We start from the raw sequence: 20,067 nt of genomic DNA on the forward strand, positions 1-20,067 counted from the left end.
ATCGAGGTATCACGGCCTCCCCCACACACTTAACCGCCTTCTCGCGTATGCGGGGCGCACTAGCATGGACTACATGAAGTATTTCGCAGTGTCCTATGAGTACAACCCCAACAACCCGATCATCGCCCAGACCCGACCTCAGCACCGCGAGTTCATCGGCGCGTTGCAGGAGAAGGGCCAAATCTGTGGTTCCGGCCCGTTCACCGATTCCAAGGGTGGCGCACTCATCGTGCTCCAATTTGAAGATGAGTCCATCGAGGTAGCTCAGGTCATCGAGCTCATGGACCAGGATCCCTTCTACACGGAAGGCGCGGTCACCGGCCGAGCCTTCCGCGAGTGGAACCCAGTCATTAATTCCTTCTAGGTCCCACGTCGAGTCGGTCATACCTGGAGCGTCGGTCTTGGCTGACACGCCTCATTAGGGCAGCTCAGACTTCGGAAGCTCGTCCGCCTTGCCGACGAGCTCACCCTCCTTGTTGCGGACGATCTTGTTGCCAAAATCATCCCAGTCGTAGTGGTTGTGGGAAATAACCACACCACCCTGGGCTTGGTCACGCTTGTCTCTCCACACCGAAAGCAACACCGTGATGCCGAGAACTCCGACGATGACCAAAAGTGAGGTAAGAGTCGTAATCTCCGGAACCGCGCTGACGTTTTCGCCACCGTTAATGAATGGCAGGTTGTTTTCGTGCAGGGCGTGGAACAGCAGCTTGACGCCGATGAAGAGCAGGATAATACCCAGGCCATAAGGTAGGTAAACAAGGCGGTCCAACAGGCCATCAATGAGGAAGAACATCTGGCGCAGCCCCATCAGGGCAAACGCGTTGGTGGTGAATACCAGGAAGGGCTCCGACGTAATGCCATAGATGGCGGGGATGGAGTCGAAGGCAAACATGACGTCGATAAGCCCGATGGCCGCCAAGGCCACAAAGAGTGGTGTCAAGGCAAACTTGCCCTTCTTTTCACCGGACTCTTCGCGGTGAGTGAGCTTGTCGCCGTGGTAGCGCGGGGTCACGTGTACCACCTTGCGCAGCCACTTAACCACCAGCATGTCATTGGGATCGGTCTCAGGCGTGCCATTTATCTCATCAATGAGCAGCTTCACCGCTGTGTAGATGAGGAAGATTGCGAAGATGTAGAAGACATCAGACCAGGCAGCGATGATAGCCGCGCCCATCAAAATGAAGGCGAGTCGGAAGATCAGCGCCAGCACGATGCCAATGAGCAGCACCTTCTGCTGGTACCTGCGCGGGATTTTGAAGGACCCCATGATGAGAGAGAAGACAAACAGGTTGTCCACACTCAGCGCCTGTTCCGTTACCCAGCCGGTGTAGAACTGCGCTGCATGCTCGCTATCCCACAACACCCACACGACACCGCCAAAGACGACGGCCATCGCCATGTAAAACAGGGTCCAGCCGCCGGATTCCTTAATGGTCGGCTCATGTGGTGAACGAACATGACTGTAGAAATCGAAGATAAAGAAGCCCAGGATCACAGCGATGGTGATGGCCCAGACCCATAGTGGTACGTGCATAGTGCCCTATCCCTCCGGTCGGCGTGGCTACAAGGACCGGAGGTCTCCCCCGCTAGCAGCCTCCATACGGAGGCAGTGCTAGCCGACGCGACCGGGAACTGTCTCGCAGTTGCCGTGTTGACGATCAGCGCCGAAGAGTGGGGTACTCCCCTCCAAGACTTGTCCTATCCTACACGGAATCTAGAACGCACCTGCAGAGGGGTTGGCGTTGATCTGGACGGTGCGTGTGTCGTCATCGCTCGAGGCATCTGCACTATCACTGTCAGCCTCGGCGTCCTGAATCTCCTTCGGAGCCTCGGCAGGATCAGCGCCCTTGATCATCCAGATGATGGTGTCGAGCTCTTCCGGCTTCACCAGAACCTCGCGAGCCTTCGAGCCTTCCGACGGCCCCACTACTCCGCGGGATTCCATGAGGTCCATGAGGCGACCTGCCTTGGCGAAGCCGATACGCAACTTGCGCTGCAGCATAGACGTCGAGCCCAGCTGGGAGGTGACTACAAGGTCGACGGCCTCGAGGAGGTCGTCCATGTCCTTGCCGATCTCCTCGTCAATCTCCTTTTTTGCCTCGGAGGTCTTGTCGTCCGTCACGCCCTCGGTGTAGTTCGGGGTGCCCTGGGCCTTGGCGGCGTCGACAACTGCCTGCACCTCTTCGTCGGAAACGAAGGCACCCTGCATACGCACCGGGCGTCCGCCCTGCGGGATGAAGAGGCCATCGCCCATACCAATGAGCTTCTCTGCGCCTCCCTGGTCCAGGATGACGCGGGAGTCCGTAAGCGAGGAGGTTGCGAACGCCAGACGGGAGGGCACGTTGGTCTTGATAAGGCCCGTCACCACGTCCACGGACGGACGCTGCGTTGCTAGCACCAGGTGGATACCCGCCGCACGTGCCTTCTGAGTGATGCGGACGATGGAATCCTCAATCTCCTTCGGAGCCGTCATCATGAGGTCAGCCAGCTCGTCGACAACGCAGACGATGTACGGGTAGGGGCGCATCTCTCGCTGCGATCCGGCCGGCGCCTGGTACTCTCCGCTGCGAACCTTGCGGTTGAAGTCCTCAATCTTGCGCACGCGAGCTGCCTGCATATCCATGTAGCGCTGCTCCATTTCCTCCACCAGCCACTGTAGAGCGGCCGCAGCCTTCTTCGGCTGCGTAATGATCGGAGTGATGAGGTGCGGAATACCCTCGTAAGGCGTGAGCTCCACCATCTTCGGGTCAACGAGGATGAGGCGCACATCTTCCGGCGTCGCGCGCGTGAGCAACGAGACGAGCATGGAGTTCACAAATGCCGATTTACCGGAACCAGTAGCACCGGCGACAAGCAGGTGCGGCATCTTCTTCACAGAGAAGGACGTGTACTCGCCTTCGATATCCTTGCCCAAACCAATAAGCATGGGGTCGTGGTCAGCCCGCAACGCTGGGGAATCGAGCACATCGCGCAGGCGCACCATCTCGCGGTCAGCGTTCGGCACCTCGATACCGACGGCAGACTTGCCCGGGATCGGCGTCAACAGGCGCAGGTTATCTGTTGCCACGGCATAAGCCAGATTGGACTGCAGGTTCGTGATCTTGGAAACCTTCACGCCTGGGCCCAGCTCGATCTCGTAACGCGTGACTGTCGGTCCACGGCTAAAGCCAGTGACCTGGGCGTTGACCTTGAACTCCTCGAAGACCTCAGTGATGGCCTCGATAATACGGTCGTTGGCTTCGGTACGAGCCTTGGCTGGCTTTCCGGCAGTGAGCAAGTCCGTCGTCGGGACGTCGTAGCCTCCGCCGAGTGCTGTGTCTTCAGCACCGATGGGTTCTGCCGGGGTTTCCTGCTGTGCCGGCGGCTCTTCATCTACCTTGGCGCCGGTCGTTGCATCGCGTCCAGAACGCTGCTGGAAGAGGCGCACGGCTTCTGAATGCGCGTCGGAGACGACATCACCGCTAGCGGCAGCCTTTTGGGCCGCGCTTGCCGACGTCCCCGCTGCCGCCGCACCGAGCGCCGCACCGGCTGCCCCGCCGACATCCACACGCGGACGCTTCTTGGGAGCAGGCTTCGGTGCCGGAGCCGGTTGAGGTTCTGGCTCCGGAACAGCAGGGAACTCATCAGTGTCATCAATCTGAGCCGTGCGCTCAGAGTCGAAGGACGGACGACCGTGTTGGATTGGCTCTTGCTGAACCGGCTCGTTCTGCACCGGCTTTGCGGACGCCGCGGAATCGAAGGGCACCGTGGCATTCTCGTCCGGCTCCGCTACTGGATAAGCCTGTGCGGGGCGCGGACGCGGTCGAGGACGCGGAGTATAAGACTGGCGTTCGGGGCGCTCGCGCCCCTCGGCAATCGCATCGATGTCATCGGTGACGTAGCCGTAATCATCCTCGGGGACGTCGTCAAGCAGCTCCTCTTCCCTGCCCTGCTTGCGGTTACGAACACCATCGACTAGGCCGGAGAACTGCGCTGCCACGAAGTCATAGGCTTCACGCAGAGTAATGCCGGTGACGTTGAGCGCTCCATACACGATGAGCAGGAACAACAAAGGCACGGCTACATAGCTGGAAAAGGCCGCGACGAGCAGCTCACCGATTCCGAAGCCGATGGCGCCACCTGCTTCACCGGCCGCATTATTCTTCCAGGTTAGGTCAGGGAGGCCAGCGAAAATATGAATCAGGCTCAGCATGCACACGATGATGAGCGACGTTCCGCCCACGACACGCGGCTTAAAATGTCCGGCAGGGCCTGAAAAATCCATCATGAGCGCGATGGCGACCGCCAGGAGGCCCACAGGCAGGACATACGCACCCGCGCCAATGACGTAGCGCACGGCATCGGTCAGGTATTCACCGATGATGCCCGCGACCTGGAACCACGTGGCACAGGCCAGAATGATGGCGATGCCGATGAGCACTAGAGCCACAGCATCTGGGTTTGAGATGCGGATGCTCTTCTCCGTTGACGTCGGGCGATCCATGACAGTGGTAGCTGCGTCCCCATCAACGTCGCGCGCGCGGGTCACTTTGCTCTTCTTCGACGCTGCCTTAGCCGCTGCTTCATGTGTGGTGTTCGTAGCCTTCTTGTTTTTCGCGCGCCCAGAAATTGCCCCTGACTCCCTCAACTCGTCGTAATCCTCGTACGCTTCTGCTTCATAAGCGTCATAGGCATCATAGTCACCGTCGTAGACATTCTCGTCTCGATCACTGTATTCAGCCGGTTTCAAACCAGCCAAGCCATGGCCGACGCCTCTCGCCATGCCACCCATTCCGCGGGCGGTTGCGCCAAAAACGGTTCCTAAGCCTCGCCCTACGGCACGAAAGGCGCTGCCGGTCCTCTCTTCGGAGGTCTCAGCAGCGCGAGTTGCAGACGTCAGCGAGTAACTGCTTCGGCCGGACGGCCGCGAGCGATCGGCGGCACGACCTCGACCGGAAGCGCGAGACGGAGCGTTTTTGACAGACATGTCTGCCACTCTAGTAGCAAATGCACCATTAACAACATAAGCCACACGCGTGTGGCGAAATTTCCAGGAGGTTCAGCCTAGAGACTTGACCTGGTGATGGCGCTCTTCTCCCCCACAATCTCGACGTGCGCAGCATCGCGCCCAAACGCCCACAACAAGATTTCGGACACGGTGCCACGCACACGAACGACAGCGTCGCCCTGCTCCGCGACACCATGTTTATCCGCTGCCACGATGGGCGGAAAACCACTCGGTTCTAGTACCACGGGAAGACTCGACTTTGATAGCAACCCTGCCCCCATCGTCTTCAAGGTAAGAAGCAGTTCTTTCTGCGCAGCATGGGAAAACTCACGCGCTTCGGTGCGTCCATTCGCGCGGCGAATGTCCTCGTGATGCACAAAGTGCTCAGCCGAGTTAACGAGCTTGTCGGCGTAGCGGAAAGGGTTAAGTTTGCTTGCCCCACTCCCCCAGTCATCCACCAGCTCGTCAAAATCGCGTTTTAGCGCTTCCTCCGTCGCCTTCTCAAGGCGCGAAGAGAGAGCCGGAACGAAGAGCCCAGCGGAAGCATCAAGACGGTTTTCGCGCACCCACAAGTGTGCAGCGAGATCACGGGTAGTCCACCCTTCACACAGCGTGGGCACGTCGGGGCCTAACTCATGAAACAGCGCCACCATCTTGGCGCGCTCAGCAGATGAAAACGACATGCGCCCCAGCATACCTACCGATGGCAGGAACGCTGGGGCGCAGTTGTAGCTGTTTTAGAGCGACTCGCGGGAGGCGAGCACCTCGTCGTCGTCCGGCAACAGGATGTCCGAGTTGGTCGGAACGATCGTCGGCAGGATAACCGGCTCACGCTTGTACTTCGAAGACATGAGCTTCGCTACCTTGCGGCGAATCTTCTGCACCATACGGTAGGTATCATTCTCGCCCTCTGCGGCGAGATCGTTCATGGTATTCTCCACCATCTCTGCGACCTCCGGCACGATGCCACGGTCGTCATCAGAGAAACCGGTAGTGGATACCGTCGGGTGCTCGAGCAGACGCGAGGTGCGGTTGTCGATGACACAGGTAATCGACACCACGCCTCCTGCACCCAAGTTGGTGCGGTCTGCCAAGGTGTCCGCGTCGACGTCACCCATGGACACGCCATCGACGTAAAGGTTGCCCACCTGGATCTGGCCGACGACCTCGGCGCGGCCATTGCGCAAGTCAACCACGACACCGTTCTGGGCAAGGACTACGCGATCACGGGCAACACCCGTGGAGATTGCGAGCTCCTTGTTCGCGCGCAAGTGGCGCCATTCGCCGTGAACCGGCATGGCATTCTTCGGGCGTGCTGCGTTGTACAGGAACAGCAGCTCACCACCGTAGCCGTGGCCGGAGGCGTGAACCTTGGCTTCCTTGTTGGTGATAACTTCAGCACCAATCTGGGACAGCATGTTGATGACACCGAATACTGCCTCCTCATTACCCGGAATGAGCGAGGAGGAGAAGATGATGAGGTCACCATCACGGACCGTGATCTGACGGTGCTCGCGACGGGCCATGCGGGACAAAGCAGCCATCGGCTCGCCCTGGGTACCCGTGGTGATGAGCAGAACCTTGTGCGGAGCCATCTTGGCTGCCTCATCGATCGGAATGATGGTGCCGCGCGGAACCTTGAGGAAGCCCATCTTTTCCGCGATTTCCATGTTGCGCATCATGGAACGCCCGTTGAAGGCCACCTTTCGGCCGGCAGCCACGGCAGCGTCGATAGCCGCCTGCACGCGGTACACGTTCGACGCGAAGGACGCGATGATCACGCGCTGCTTGGCTCCAGAAACCAAACGCTTAAAGGTCGCCGGAATGTCACCTTCAGAGGCAGAAACACCCGGGATGTTGGCGTTGGTGGAGTCACACAGCATGAGGTCCACGCCCTCATCACCGTAGCGCGACAGTGCCGGGAGGTCAGTCGGGCGGTTATCCAGCGGGGTCTGGTCCAGCTTGATATCACCGGTGTGAATGATATTGCCTGCCGGAGTACCAAGCATGACACCAAGTGCATCCGGGACCGAGTGGTTCACCGCCCAGAAGCGGCAGCGGAACGGGCCGTAGTTCACATCAGACTTCTCGTTGACTTCCACGAACTTCGGCTTCTGGCGGTGCTCCTTACACTTTGCAGCGATGAGCGCGATGGTGAAGCGCGATGCCACGATCGGGATATCCGGGCGCAGCTTCAAAAGCCACGGGATAGCGCCAATGTGATCCTCGTGCGCGTGAGTCACCACGAGGGCCTTGACCTTGTGAATCTTCTTCTCAATCGGACCAAAGTCCGGCAGGATAAGATCCACGCCCGGCTCACCGGAGGACGGGAAAAGCACACCGCAGTCGATGATGAGCAGTTCATCTTGGTACTCAAAGACGGTCATGTTGCGACCGATCTCAGAGATACCACCCAGAGCGTAAATGCGCAGGGCATCCTTTTGCTGCTTTGGAGGTTCCGGCAAACGCTTGGTCAGGTCCGCGCCCTGCATGGATTTAGGCACATTGCGGCGACCACGGTTGTTATTCCGGTTGCGGCCGTTGTTGCGACCACCATTGTTATTGCCGTTGTTACCGTTGTTGTTAGCGCCGCCATTGCCACCGCGGTCGCGGCCACGGCCGCCGCGGGAACCACGGGAGCGGGAGCGGCGGTTGCCGTCCTCAGAATTTGAGTTATTCGAGTTATCAGACTCGTTCGAATTAGTGCCAGTCGCAGCCGATTCATTCGGCGCTTGGAAAACCGGCGAAGCCGCCTCATTCGAGGCGGTCTCAGTCTCCGCAGGCGGGCCCGCCTTGCGGGTTACCTTGCGGGAGCGGTTACGGGATTCAGTCATTCTTAAAGGACTCCAGCCTTCTCCAAATCGTGGCGGAGAGCCTCAACCTCCTCCGCGTCAGCCGCGGATACCGGAAGGCGAGGGTCCCCTACTTCAATACCCTGCAGACGCAGGGCAGCCTTAACAAGAGTTGCTCCGCCCAGACGGCCTTGCGCCTGGATGAGCGGGGTTAAAGTTTTCGCGTTAATCTCTCGTGCACGTGCGATATCACCTTCATCGAAGGCCACGTAGAGATCAGCCAGGGCGCGCGGTGCGAGGTGACCAATCACGGAAATGACACCCGATGCGCCAAGGGCTAGCCAGGGCAGGTTGAGGCCATCATCCCCGGAGTACCATGCCAAACCGGTCTCCTGGATAAGCGGTGCGGCCGCAACAAGGTCGCCCTTAGCGTCCTTGACGGCCTGAATGTTCGGCACCTCCGCGAGACGGAGAATCGTCTCCGTTTCGATCGGGATGCCCGAGCGGCCAGGAATGTCGTACAGACAAATCGGAAGATCCACGGCGTTAGCCACGGCAGTGAAGTGCGCGTACACACCGGCCTGGGAGGGCTTGGAGTAGTACGGGGTAACCACCAAAAGGCTATCCGCACCTGCATCAGCAAAGGCGCGTGCCGCCTCGACGCTGGTAGCGGTGTTGTTGGTTCCCGCACCAGCACAGAGGGTGGCTCGGTCCCCTACCTCTTCCTTCACAGCCGCAAACAGCTCCAGCTTTTCATCCAACGACGTCGTAGGTGACTCGCCCGTAGTACCCGACAGGATCAGCGAGTCGACGCCGTTATCAACGAGATGAGCTGCTAGGCGACGCCCCGCAGACACGTCTAGCGCACCGTCCTGGTCAAACGGGGTGACCATCGCTACGCCCACGCGTCCGAAAGTGTCGACGCCTGTCTGTGCTGTCATACCTGTGCTCATAGGCGTCAAGATTACCCGCTTTGCACCTTCTTAGCTGAATCGGGGCGTTGCGCGAGTCTTAAATTTCTCCTTAGGCGTAAGGACTCGACGCCATTTCGGTGCCATCGCTCAGGGTGGTGATATTGAAATCGTCGAAAAGCACCGGCGATTGCTTCCTCAACAGCTTCAGACATGCCACCGCTAGCTGCCGCATCTCCGTATCCGCCTGTTCCGTCGCCCGCGCGCCGATAAAGTGACGCCACGCCCGGTAGTTGCCGGTCACGACGATGCGAGACTCCGTCAGGTTGGGTAGCACTGCACGGGCGGCCTGGCGTGCCTGCTTCTTGCGCAGCAATGCATTCGGTTCCTGCTCGAGCTTCGATTCAAGAGCATCGAGGAGCTCTTCATAGACAAAACGAGCATCGTCCGCCGCCTGCAGAGTCAGGCGTGTGAGCTGTTCATCCTCCGCGATGAGTTTCGGCAGCACCACTTCAGCCTCTTCAGAATGAACAAAGCGCTGCGAGAGTTGCGAAAAAGAGAAATGTCGGTGGCGAACTAGCTCGTGTGTTGCGGAACGCGACAAACCACGGATATACAGCGTCGCGGTTGCGTGCTCGAGCAGTGCATCATGCCCAACCTCGAGGATGTGATGCAGATAAGCCTGGTTCGAAGCAGTTCGTGGGTTCGGCTTATCGAAGGACTCGTAACAAGCTCGCCCAGCGAACTCGACAAGAGCCTCGCTTTCCGACGCCTCCCCGTCCACCTCCCAGTCCACTCCCTGCGGCGCGTGGAAAACAGTGGCCGCGATGAGCTGGACATCAAGCTCAGTGACCTTAGCCATTACAGCTCCAAGTACTTTTCCAGGCCCACGGTAAGCCCCGGGTGGGACGCGATTTCCCGCACACCCATGAGCACGCCTGGAGTGAAAGAGGAACGGTCATAAGAATCTTGACGGATCGTCAGCGACTGGCCCTGGGTACCGAAGATAACTTCTTCATGCGCCACCATTCCTTGCATGCGGACTGCGTGAACATGGACGCCGTCAACATCCGCGCCGCGTGCTCCGTCGAGGGACTGCTCGGTCTTGTCCGGCATGGCATCAAGACCTGCTTCCTTGCGTGCATTCGCAATACCTTGTGCGGTGTGAACTGCGGTGCCGGACGGCGCATCGAGCTTGTTCGGGTGGTGATACTCAACCACCTCAGCGCTGTCGAAGAATTTCGCAGCTTGCGCCGCGAAGACCATGGTCAGCACAGCCGAAATAGCAAAGTTGGGAGCGATCAACACGTGGCCCGCACCGTCCTCCTTCGTCCATTCCTCCACTTGCGCCAGACGCTCGGCGTCGAAGCCCGTGGTCCCCACGACGGCGTGAATGCCATGCTGAGTACAGAATTCAAGGTTGCCCATAACGGAAGCAGGCTGGGTGAAGTCAACGGCTACCTGCGCGCCAGCTTCGACTAGCTTCTCAAGCGGAGTATCGCGATCGATTTCAGCAACAAGCTCCAGATCCTCTGCAGTGTTGACGCCCTCCACGATTGCTTGTCCCACGCGGCCCTTAGCGCCGAGGACACCCACCTTGATAGTCATTCACAATCCCTTCATCTGTGTTCGTTCTGTTAGCCATGACCAGTCTATCCCTGTCGACATCCAGGGCTCAGAACGGGGCACGCGGCGCTAACTCCCCTCGCCTACACCATTCACCTACCCCCGTTGTTGTGTATGAGTAAAACCTATACCCCCAGTTCGGTAAGAGTCGAACACACAACCTAAAGCACTGCTTGACACCCCCACGTATCTTGATTTGTGAAGTTTATCCCCGCAGGCTATAGACCTCGAAATGCGTTGGCACTAGGATTGGGTTTAGAACACTTCTTCTAACTAGATTATTTTCGGGGATACGTCAATGAGCACCACCACCATCCTGCCGGACGCCTTCTTTAGTATTACCAACCCTCATAACCCACACGCCGTTGCCCGCAGCATTGCCAGGAAAGCCACCTACCAGGCCTGGCTTAGTGGTAAACCACAGCTTGAAGACGATATCGACACCACAGCACTGAGCCTCGTCAACGCCTGGGCACTAACCGAAGGACACATCAAAGCAGGCCTTAGAGCCCTCCACCGGCTGGATACCCTGCCGAAGGTCAAGGCCGTGCAAGAAGAGCACTATGTGCTTGATATCGAATCGCTTATCGCTATTGACCAACCCATGTCAGCCCTTGCCGGGCCTACTACTGCCACATTTACGCTCATTGATGGCATGCTGGCAGACTATTTCACCCCCACCAAACCCAACCAGGCTTTTCCTACCCGCGCCCAAATAAGACGCAAAGTCCGCGACTTATGCAAAGCACTCGATGACACCATCGCCTATCGGGACACCCGCCCGAAAGATACCTACACGTTTTACTCCAATGGCACTACTGCGTGGCTTGAACTTGGAGTCGATGAGAATACCGGCATCAAACTCGATGCCTTCATCCGTAAAACCGCCGCCCATAAAGGCCTAAGCCTTACCGAGGCCGTAAAGAAACTTCTCAGCGGTGAAATCACCCCACCGGCAACCGTTATCCTCAATACTTATAGAGCCTGCGATGTTGACAACGCCCCAACCTATGTTGAGGGTTTTGGGTGGAAAGCCACCCCCATGCCACACGATAAACAACGCGACCTTTCTAAACCTAGTGAGGAAACAGATTCCTATCGCCCGGGTGTGGGAATGCGCAAAGAAGTCGAAGGCAGAGACGGCACCTGCCGCATCGACGGATGCACTGAACCAGCCCACCACACTCAGCTTGACCACCGGCACAACTATGCCGATGGTGGTGCCACTCACCCCAGTAACTTGGCGTGTTTGTGCCAGAAGCATCACAACATGAAAACTGATGGCACTCTTCACTACCTTCTGGACCCAAATAGCGGGGATATTATCTGGCTATTTCAAGACGGCACCTGGTGTATCACCGAGCCAGAAGGACCCCTAGCACCTAAACAAAAACGCTGGGCCCAAACCGTTGGCCAACACATCACCACCACCCGCAAGCGCATTAGAGAAGAAGCTCAAAGACTCAAACAAGCTCTCGACGACTACCACCAACAACAAACCCAAGCAGAAGAAACAGAAGCTCAAACCGGCGAAAACACTGACACCACCGACGACATCCCCTTCTAAACCCCAGCCGTCGAATGAAACGACGAAGACAATCCGAGAACTTGCTCAATAGCTCAGGACTCGAAAAAGTCTCGTCGAATCAAACGACGAAGGGTCGCGGGAGCCGAGGGCCGGAGGGAGATAGAGAAAAGCCTCCCTAACGGTAAAAAGTCGGCGCAGATTCTTGGGCGGAACTTTTAAGAGTTAGGGAGGCTAGCCGGCCGGAGAATGCCCGGCGGGATGTTAAGCAGGGATGCCTACGTGCTGCTGCTCATTATGATGGTCTAGGAAGCTGGATCCTACTGTCACAGCTGAAGGGAAAATATGACTCGCTCTATTGCACCGACCACCGTCATCGGGGTCATCATTGCCGGATGTGCGTTGACCATCACCGCATGCTCTGATGGTGGTTCGGACACCACAAATTCACCTGCCTTTAGTTCGGTTGAATCCAGTCCGCGAGTTGCTGAAGCTCCAGCCAGTGAAAAAGTGACCCCAGAGGACTCGGGAGCGCAAAGCAGCTCGCAGGCAACGACTTCAGCACAGTTTGCGGGCATGGGTACAGCAGCGCTGGAAAATCAGCATCACATGCCCGAACGCCTGGGAGATCTCACGCCTACTAATGTGCGTGTGGGTGCCCACGATGGGTTTACCCGCGTAGTCATTGATCTCGAAGGAAACGGCGAACCGGGCTGGTTTACCACCTACACAGACAGCCCAACTCAACAGGCCTCCGGTTACCCGGTTGAGGCAGAAGGAAATGCTTTTCTCGACGTCGGAATCGAGGGAACTCCTTGGCCATCTACGCCTGAACTCGAGGAACGGCATATTCAGCAGGGAACTACTCCTGGAACTGGAGTCGTGAGCGAAGTGGTCTACACCACCTCATTTGAGTCACAATCGCAATTCATCATTGGTCTGCAGAAGAGGACTCCGTACTCGGTGACATTTCTCGAGGACCCCAAACGACTTGTACTTGATTTCCAGGACTAGCAGCTAGCACCCAACAAGCTAAGAGCCCCGCCATCGCAGCCCATGAACGAGCTGGAGAGCGGGGCTCTGGCTTATGAGGTTTGGGAATTAGTCTTCCTCAACCGGGACCAGGGAAATCTTGCCGCGGTTATCGATGTCCGCGATCTCGACCTGGATCTTGTCGCCGACGTTGACCACGTCTTCGACCTTTTCGATACGCTCATCGCCGCCCAGCTTCGAGATGTGCACCAAGCCGTCGCGGCCCGGGGTCAGGGATACGAAGGCGCCGAAGGCCACGGTCTTCACCACGGTGCCGAGGAAACGCTCGCCGACCTTGGGTAGCTGCGGATTGGCAATGCTGTTGACGCGCTCGATGGCGGCCTCAGCAGCCTCGCCGGTAGCAGCGGAGACGTAAACGGTGCCGTCTTCCTCGATAGAGACATCAGCGCCGGTTTCCTCGGTAATGGTGTTGATGGTCTTACCCTTCGGACCGATGAGCTCACCAATCTTGTTGACCGGGATGGTCACCGAGGTGATACGCGGGGCAAGGCCAGACATCTCGTCCGGTCCTTCGATAACCTCAGCCATGGTTTCGAGGATGGCGGAGCGGGCATCGCGGGCTTGCTCGAGGGCGTCGGCAAGCACGTGCGATGGAATGCCATCCAGCTTGGTGTCCAGCTGCAGAGCGGTGATGAATTCGGAGGTACCTGCGACCTTAAAGTCCATGTCGCCGAAAGCGTCCTCGGCGCCGAGGATATCGGTCAGCGCAACGAACTTCTCCTTACCTTTAACCTCACCGGAGACAAGGCCCATGGCGATGCCCGCCACCGGAGCCTTGAGCGGAACACCTGCGTTGTACAGGGACAAGGTGGAGGCACACACCGAACCCATGGAAGTTGAACCGTTGGAACCCAGAGCCTCGGAGACCTGGCGGATAGCGTACGGGAAGTCCTCACGGGACGGGATAACCGGCAGCAAAGCACGCTCAGCCAGCGCACCATGACCAATCTCGCGGCGCTTCGGGGAACCCACGCGGCCGGTCTCACCCGTGGAGTATGGCGGGAAGTTGTAGTGGTGCATGTAGCGCTTGGACTCCACCGGGGTCAGGGAGTCAATCTGCTGCTCCATCTTGAGCATGTCCAGGGTGGTGACACCTAGGATCTGAGTCTCGCCACGCTCAAATAGGGAGGAGCCGTGGGCACGCGGGATGAGATCCACCTCCACGCCGAGGTCACGCAGGTCAGTAACACCACGACCATCAATGCGGAAGCCTTCAGTGAGGATCTTGTTACGGACGATATCCTTCATCACAGCGTTGAAGGCGTTACGGATCTGCTTGGAGGCATCCGCCTCCTCAAGGTCATCGAACTCGTCAAGGAGATCGGCTTCAACCTGCTCCATGTACTCGTTCGTTGCATCATCACGGTCCTGCTTACCCGGAATGGTGAGCAGCTTCTGCAGCTTCTTGGAGGCTGCCTTCTCCACTGCCTCGTATACATCCTCGCTGTAGGCCGGGAAGAGCGAGAACTCCTGGGTCTCCTTCGCGGCGCGCTCAGCCAAACCTGCCTGAGCCTCACACAGCGTCTTAATGAAGGGCTTGGCAGCTTCCAAGCCCTCGGCCACGGTGGATTCCTGGGGTGCCGGGGCGCCTTCCTTGATGCGTTCAGCCACGTTCACGCCGGCGCCTGCCTCCACCATCATGATGGCGACATCGTCCTTGTTGCCCTTCTTGACAATGCGGCCGGCAACGACCATCTCAAACAGGGCGCGCTCATGCTGCTCGTTGTTCGGGAAGGCTACCCACTGGCCCTTCGGGTGCTTGTCATCAGCAATGAGTGCCATGCGCACACCTCCCACAGGACCGGAGACCGGCAGGCCGGAGAGCTGGGTAGAGGCAGAAGCACCATTGATGGCAACCACGTCGTAGTACTCTTCCGGGTCCATGGAGAGAACCGTGACGACAACCTGAACCTCGTTGCGCAGGCCCTTCACAAAGGTCGGACGCAACGGGCGGTCAATGAGGCGGCATGCCAGGATAGCCTCAGTGGAGGGGCGGCCCTCCCGGCGGAAGAAGGAGCCTGGGATCTTGCCTGCTGCGTACATGCGCTCCTCGACGTCCACGGTCAGCGGGAAGAAGTCGAAACCTTCGCGCGGCTGGTTGGAAGCCGTGGTGGTGGACAGGAGCATGGTGTCCTCATCCAGGTACGTGGTTACGGAACCACCGGCCTGACGGGCGAGCTGGCCCGTCTCAAAGCGAATGGTGCGGGTTCCAAAGTCGCCATTGTCCAGTGTGGCGATGGCTTCGGTAATGCCATAGTCATCGTCGATAGCGAATTCGACGGTGTTGTTGGCAGTGTGCTTGGTGTTTTTAGCGTTTCTAGCGCTCATGTTTGTGACTCTCCTTGGAGGTGTCCTGGCGATCTTCGGTGCCGCCTCTTCGATTCGGTATTTCTGACAACGCCCAAGGATTTTACCAGATGGCATAAGAAAACCCCCGCAGGGAGTGCGGGGGTTGAACTGGTGCGTGCTTAGCGACGCAGACCCAGACGAGAAATCAGGTCACGGTAACGATCAACGTCGTTGGACTCCAGGTACTTCAGGAGGCCGCGACGACGACCCACCATGAGCAGCAGGCCACGACGGGAGTGGTGGTCGTGCTTGTGGCCCTTGAGGTGCTCGGTCAGGTTGTTGATGCGGGAGGTCAGCAGGGCAACCTGTGCCTCGGTGGAACCGGTATCGGTCTCGTGCAGGCCGAACTCCTTGAGGATTTCTGCCTTCTTCTCGGTGGTCAAAGCCATGGAAAAATCTCCTATTGTATTTCAGTCCACATGAAATAATGCGCAATCAAGCGCTGCTAGTGACTACTGTGGACCGCAGTCAGCAAGCCGAAGTAGAAGTATAGAGGCTGGTGAGCTTCGACATCAAATCATCAACGAAGCGCGGAGCATCCACGCCAACCGCGACACGTGTCGTCGCAGGAGCAGATAGGCGTTCGGGGTCGCCGATAGTGCGCCCATTCTCCTCGCACCGAAGGTTGAGATCGATGCATTCAACGATTGACGGATCAGCGGCGACAGCTACGGCAAGGGGGTCGTGGAGCCCACAGCCACCTAAGTGCGGCGATGTCGTGGCATAGGCACCGATGTAATAGTCCACGATGTCGGCATATACCCGCCCTACATGGGTAGTGCGCCACTGCGCGGTGTGTTCTGTAGTGAGAAGCGTGCGCAGCGTGACGTCGAGCCCCACCATGGTGAGGTCCTGTGCATGACGGAACACATAATCTGTGGCCTGCGGATCTTGGAAGACGTTGGCCTCCGCGAAGGGAGTGACATTGCCCGGCACGGTAAGCGCTCCGCCCATCATGACAATGCGAGCGTTGCGCGCGAAATCCGGGTCCTGCTGCATAGCAGCCGCAATGCTTGTCGACGGCCCCGTGGGCACAATCACCAGCTCTTCCCCATGTTCCCGGACGGATTGGATGAGGAAATCCACAGCGTCGCCCTGTGCGGTACGCCGCGGCGGGGGCAGCAGGATCTCACCGAGGCCATTATGTCCGTGGATAAAGGCGGAAATCGGCGCTACGGTGAATCCCTCCCGCGTTGGTCCGGTGTAGACGGGGACGTCGTCAGCACCGAGCAGCTCCAAGAGGGCAAGTGCGTTGCGCACGCCAAGCTCTACAGGCACATTGCCATAGGTTCCGGTAATACCGATGAGGTCGAGGTCGGGGTGCGCTAGGGCATACGCCAAGGCCAAGGCGTCATCAATGCCGGTGTCGAGGTCAAGGATGATCTTCATTTAGGACTCCTGGGCAAGAATCTCACGCACACGTGCGACGTCGCGCTTCATGGCGGTGAGCAGCTCATCAACAGAGTTGAACTTTTCCATGTCACGTACATGATCCACGAAGTGGACGGTGGCCTCGTGCCCGTATAGGTCAGCATCACGGTCGAGGACGAAGGACTCGACAGAGCGCTCTTCATCTCCAAAGGTAGGATTCGTGCCCACAGAAATAGCTGCCGGGTAGGGCACGCCTGGCTCCATATCGCCTTCAACGGGTGCATCGGTGGGCTCAATGACAAACCAACCCGCGTAGACACCATCGGCTGGAATGGCAACGGACTCCGGGAAGTACTGGTTGGCCGTCGGAAAGCCCAGCTCCTTGCCACCACGCCCGGCGCCGCGGACGACAGGACCGGTCACCGAGAAGTGGCGCCCCAATGCCCAATTCGCGCGGGAAATATCGCCACGATCAAGTGCGGCACGAATATTCGTAGAGCAGATGCGCTCGCCGTCGTCATTCAGCAGCGGCACGATATCGACATCGAATCCGAACTCAGCGCCAAACTCTGCCAGAGCACTCGCCGTCCCCGCAGCCCCGGCACCAAAAGTGAAGTTCTCCCCCACCACAATATGCTTCGAATGCAGGTCGCCAACGAGCAAGTCTTCCACGTACTGACGGGGCTCAACGCCGCGCAACTCCTGGGTGAAGTCGATAACGAGCACAGCGTCGATGCCCATCTCTTCAGCCAACTGCATCCGGCGCTCAAAAGTAACCACGGCCAGCGGTGCACGTTCTGGGAGGAAAACCGACACCGGGTGCGGATCGAAGGTCACCATTACTGCACGGTAGTCATTGGCACGCGCATGGTCGACGGCCCTAGTAATGAGCTGCTGGTGGCCGCGGTGCACGCCGTCGAAGACGCCGATGGTCACCGTGGTCGGCCCGAGGTCCGCGGGGATGTTATCGATTCCGTACCAAATATCCACGAGCACCATGCTATCCCACAACTGCCTGTGGCTTAGACTACAGGGCATGACTGATCCGCTCGCACGTTCCGGCCTCGTGGTCGTCGATAAGCCTGCAGGTATGACCTCCCACGATGTGGTGGGAAAACTCCGCCGCTATTTCCACACACGCAAAGTTGGTCATGCGGGCACGCTCGACCCCATGGCCACCGGCGTTCTGGTGGTGGGGTTGGAGCGCGGTACCAAATTCCTGGCCCACCTGGTGGCCTCGACGAAGGCGTATGACGCGACGATCCGCCTGGGCATGGCCACCCACACCGACGATGCGGAAGGAGACCGCACCTGGGGTGAATCAGCAGGGAACCTGAGCGAGGAAAGCATTATCCAGGAGATCAGCAATCTCACTGGTGACATCATGCAGCGCCCCGCCGCCGTCTCTGCCATCAAGATTGATGGCAAACGCGCGCATGAGAGAGTACGTGCCGGCGAGGATGTGGAGATCCCCGCTCGCCCAGTGACTGTCAGCCGCTTCGATGTCACGGAACTGCGCCGCGAGGGGGACTTCGTTGACCTCGACGTGTCTGTGTCGTGTTCCTCGGGAACCTACATTCGTTCCCTCGCCCGCGACCTCGGTGAGGCCCTCGGTGTGGGCGGTCACCTTACCGCGCTGCGCCGCACGGAGGTCGGACCTTTTACGCTTGACGACGCCCTCCCCCTCCCCACCCTTGAAGAAAACCCCGTATTGTCCTTGTCTCTCGATGAAGCGCTGGCTCGCAGCTACCCAGTCCTCGACGTCACTGAGGACGAAGCTCGCGCCCTTGCTATGGGTAAGTGGCTTCAGCCGCGTGGGTTGAAAGGAACCTTTGCCGCCGTCGATCCAGAAGGCCGTTCCATCGCGCTGGTAAAGGAAAAGGGCAAGCGCTTGGCCACGGTGTTTGTCGCACGTCCTTCGACGCTTTAAGCTACCCCGCTACTTATCGAAGTTGAGCGCGGGCACCGAGGTGGCCACGATGACATAGCCTTCCCGGATAATCCAGCGACCAGTGATAAACGGCACTGGGGTGGGTCGTGCCAGGATATAGGAGATGAGCGTGCCATCAAGGCGCAGATCGATTTCGGCTTGGTCGAAGTCGAGCCAGCGCCGCGTCATGGGGAACCACGTCTTATACGTGGCCTCTTTGGCGCAGAACAACAGCCGGTCAGGGCACGTGACGCCAGCCTCCTGCAGCCGGGTTAACTGCGGCATCTCCCCTGCCCGGGCAATCATGGTCAAAACATGTTCCGGCAGCGGCTCAGCAGGTTCGGCATCGAGGCCCATCGAGCGCACATGGGTCGTAGGTGCAGCTACCGCAGCGCGTAGGCCCTCTGTATGCGTCATCGAACCTGTAAATCCTTCGGGCCATAACGGCATGCCACGCTCCCCGCGGAGAATGGGTTCGCCACGGGTGTAGTTCAATTCCTCAAGGGCTCGGTGTGCGCACCAGCGGGCATCACCGAATTCGGCCTTGCGGATATCAACGGCTTGGGAAACCACCGAGCGCTCCTCTGGGGAGAGGTGGTTGTAGTTGAGCAGGTCCGTAAACGAGTCATCGGTACGCACGTAGCAGTAGCGGGCGGCTTCTGGGAACAGGAAAGGCTCAAGCATGGTCTGCCCTCCCCGTCTTTTCATCAATCGCTAATACTGGATACGGCCAGGGCTGTAGCCCTCCGTGCGCTTGCCATTCACGTGGATACCCTAACGACACCTCAATGTGATCAACACCGTCAATGTTGGTGCGGTTCGGCATATGGAGGTGGCCGTAAATAACAGCTTTGGCATTGTAGCGCCGCGGCCACGCCCTCGTGTGGCGGGTACCGCACCACAAGGCCACCTCTGGCCAGCGCATGTACAGCGTTGGTTCCTGAACCAAAGGCCAATGATTAACCAGAACGGTTTCTCCCTCCACGCGTGAGAGTCGCTTAATGGAATAGGCCAAGCGGTCCCAGCACCATGCGCGGACATCCACAAAAGGTGCGATGGCGAATTCGTCTGTCATAACAATCTGTTTTTGCTTGGCGCTAGCCAGTGCGTGTTCCACCGTGGTTCCGGGTGGACGGAAGCTGTAATCGTAGAGAGTAAACAGTGGAACTACGGTGACCCCGCCAAAAATTGGGAAAGGATCCTCTGGTGTGATGACACCAATTTCACGGCACCCTTCAACGAGGCGGTCGTATTTATCTCGGCCCTTATAAAGGTCTTGTCCCCGGGAAAACAGCTCATGGTTACCGGGAGCCCAAATAACGGTGGCATAGCGGTTCTTCAGGCGAGCGAGGGTGCTGAGAACCAAGTCGATTCGCTCGGCAACGTCGCCCGCCACGATTAACCAGTCACGGGGATCAGGAGGAACCAGTTCATCGATGCGGTCGCCGTTAACGCGTACAGCGGCATGGAGATCGGAGACGGCCCATAGGGTGGTCATGGCGCCTCCTTCACATAAATAT

17 protein-coding genes are annotated in these 20,067 nt (G+C 58.5%); 4 read left to right on the forward strand and 13 right to left on the reverse strand.

Going from position 1 to position 20,067, the window contains the following annotated elements; translation table 11 throughout:
• The first annotated feature begins 73 nt into the window (after nucleotides 1–73).
• Nucleotides 74–364, forward strand: coding sequence for a YciI family protein (locus tag NX84_RS08525; RefSeq protein WP_039675838.1), 291 nt, complete (start codon nucleotides 74–76; stop codon nucleotides 362–364).
• 54 nt (nucleotides 365–418) lie between these two features.
• Here the strand turns inward: NX84_RS08525 and NX84_RS08530 are convergent, their stop codons facing one another.
• From NX84_RS08530 to dapB, 7 genes are all read right to left on the reverse strand, one after another.
• Nucleotides 419–1,537, reverse strand: a complete 1,119-nt coding sequence (locus NX84_RS08530; protein WP_039675840.1) for a TerC family protein — start codon at nucleotides 1,535–1,537, stop codon at nucleotides 419–421.
• Nucleotides 1,538–1,717: 180 nt separating this feature from the next.
• On the reverse strand, nucleotides 1,718–4,969 hold the full coding sequence (locus NX84_RS08535) for a DNA translocase FtsK (protein ID WP_039675842.1): 3,252 nt from the start codon (nucleotides 4,967–4,969) through the stop codon (nucleotides 1,718–1,720).
• Nucleotides 4,970–5,046: 77 nt separating this feature from the next.
• Nucleotides 5,047–5,685, reverse strand: coding sequence for a TIGR03085 family metal-binding protein (locus NX84_RS08540; RefSeq protein ID WP_039675844.1), 639 nt, complete (start codon nucleotides 5,683–5,685; stop codon nucleotides 5,047–5,049).
• 42 nt (nucleotides 5,686–5,727) lie between these two features.
• Nucleotides 5,728–7,824, reverse strand: coding sequence for a ribonuclease J (locus NX84_RS08545; protein ID WP_082013941.1), 2,097 nt, complete (start codon nucleotides 7,822–7,824; stop codon nucleotides 5,728–5,730).
• A 2-nt stretch (nucleotides 7,825–7,826) separates the two neighbouring features.
• A complete protein-coding gene (gene dapA / locus NX84_RS08550) occupies nucleotides 7,827–8,735 on the reverse strand; it encodes a 4-hydroxy-tetrahydrodipicolinate synthase (RefSeq protein ID WP_039675845.1) in 909 nt (302 codons plus the stop codon).
• Nucleotides 8,736–8,805: 70 nt separating this feature from the next.
• The gene (gene thyX / locus NX84_RS08555; RefSeq protein ID WP_039675847.1) at nucleotides 8,806–9,555 is read right to left on the reverse strand and encodes an FAD-dependent thymidylate synthase; all 750 of its coding nucleotides are present in this window, start codon (nucleotides 9,553–9,555) and stop codon (nucleotides 8,806–8,808) included.
• Nucleotides 9,555–10,301 carry a 4-hydroxy-tetrahydrodipicolinate reductase gene (gene dapB, locus NX84_RS08560; RefSeq protein ID WP_039675849.1) on the reverse strand — a complete coding sequence of 249 codons (747 nt, stop codon included), beginning with the start codon at nucleotides 10,299–10,301 and terminating at the stop codon, nucleotides 9,555–9,557. Before dapB ends, thyX begins: the two co-directional genes overlap by 1 nt.
• A 316-nt stretch (nucleotides 10,302–10,617) precedes the next feature.
• Here dapB and NX84_RS08565 point away from each other — a divergent pair, with 316 nt between their 5' ends.
• Nucleotides 10,618–11,886 (forward strand): HNH endonuclease signature motif containing protein, encoded by a 1,269-nt coding sequence (locus NX84_RS08565; RefSeq protein ID WP_039675851.1) that lies wholly within the window; start codon nucleotides 10,618–10,620, stop codon nucleotides 11,884–11,886.
• Nucleotides 11,887–12,189: 303 nt separating this feature from the next.
• The gene (locus NX84_RS08570; protein WP_174519866.1) at nucleotides 12,190–12,858 is read left to right on the forward strand and encodes an AMIN-like domain-containing (lipo)protein; all 669 of its coding nucleotides are present in this window, start codon (nucleotides 12,190–12,192) and stop codon (nucleotides 12,856–12,858) included.
• Nucleotides 12,859–12,945: 87 nt separating this feature from the next.
• Here the strand turns inward: NX84_RS08570 and NX84_RS08575 are convergent, their stop codons facing one another.
• The 4 genes from NX84_RS08575 to NX84_RS08590 form a co-directional block, all read right to left on the reverse strand.
• The gene (locus tag NX84_RS08575) at nucleotides 12,946–15,225 is read right to left on the reverse strand and encodes a polyribonucleotide nucleotidyltransferase (RefSeq protein WP_039675853.1); all 2,280 of its coding nucleotides are present in this window, start codon (nucleotides 15,223–15,225) and stop codon (nucleotides 12,946–12,948) included.
• A 140-nt stretch (nucleotides 15,226–15,365) separates the two neighbouring features.
• The gene (rpsO, locus tag NX84_RS08580; RefSeq protein ID WP_039675855.1) at nucleotides 15,366–15,635 is read right to left on the reverse strand and encodes a 30S ribosomal protein S15; all 270 of its coding nucleotides are present in this window, start codon (nucleotides 15,633–15,635) and stop codon (nucleotides 15,366–15,368) included.
• A 79-nt stretch (nucleotides 15,636–15,714) separates the two neighbouring features.
• Nucleotides 15,715–16,635, reverse strand: coding sequence for a nucleoside hydrolase (locus tag NX84_RS08585; protein ID WP_039675856.1), 921 nt, complete (start codon nucleotides 16,633–16,635; stop codon nucleotides 15,715–15,717).
• Entirely contained in the window at nucleotides 16,636–17,616 is a 981-nt protein-coding gene (locus tag NX84_RS08590) for a bifunctional riboflavin kinase/FAD synthetase (RefSeq protein ID WP_039675857.1), read from the reverse strand.
• A 37-nt stretch (nucleotides 17,617–17,653) separates the two neighbouring features.
• Between NX84_RS08590 and truB the strand changes: the two genes are divergently transcribed.
• A complete protein-coding gene (gene truB, locus NX84_RS08595) occupies nucleotides 17,654–18,547 on the forward strand; it encodes a tRNA pseudouridine(55) synthase TruB (RefSeq protein ID WP_039675858.1) in 894 nt (297 codons plus the stop codon).
• Nucleotides 18,548–18,556: 9 nt separating this feature from the next.
• Here truB and NX84_RS08600 read toward each other — a convergent pair whose 3' ends face one another.
• Together NX84_RS08600 and NX84_RS08605 are read right to left on the reverse strand one after the other, a co-directional pair.
• Nucleotides 18,557–19,231, reverse strand: coding sequence for a 4'-phosphopantetheinyl transferase family protein (locus NX84_RS08600; protein WP_039675860.1), 675 nt, complete (start codon nucleotides 19,229–19,231; stop codon nucleotides 18,557–18,559).
• Nucleotides 19,224–20,045 (reverse strand): metallophosphoesterase family protein, encoded by an 822-nt coding sequence (locus NX84_RS08605; protein ID WP_039675862.1) that lies wholly within the window; start codon nucleotides 20,043–20,045, stop codon nucleotides 19,224–19,226. The genes NX84_RS08600 and NX84_RS08605 overlap by 8 nt, the downstream gene beginning before the upstream one ends.
• Nucleotides 20,046–20,067: the final 22 nt, after the last annotated feature.

This window comes from Corynebacterium minutissimum (assembly GCF_000805675.1).
Taxonomy (GTDB): domain Bacteria; phylum Actinomycetota; class Actinomycetes; order Mycobacteriales; family Mycobacteriaceae; genus Corynebacterium; species Corynebacterium minutissimum.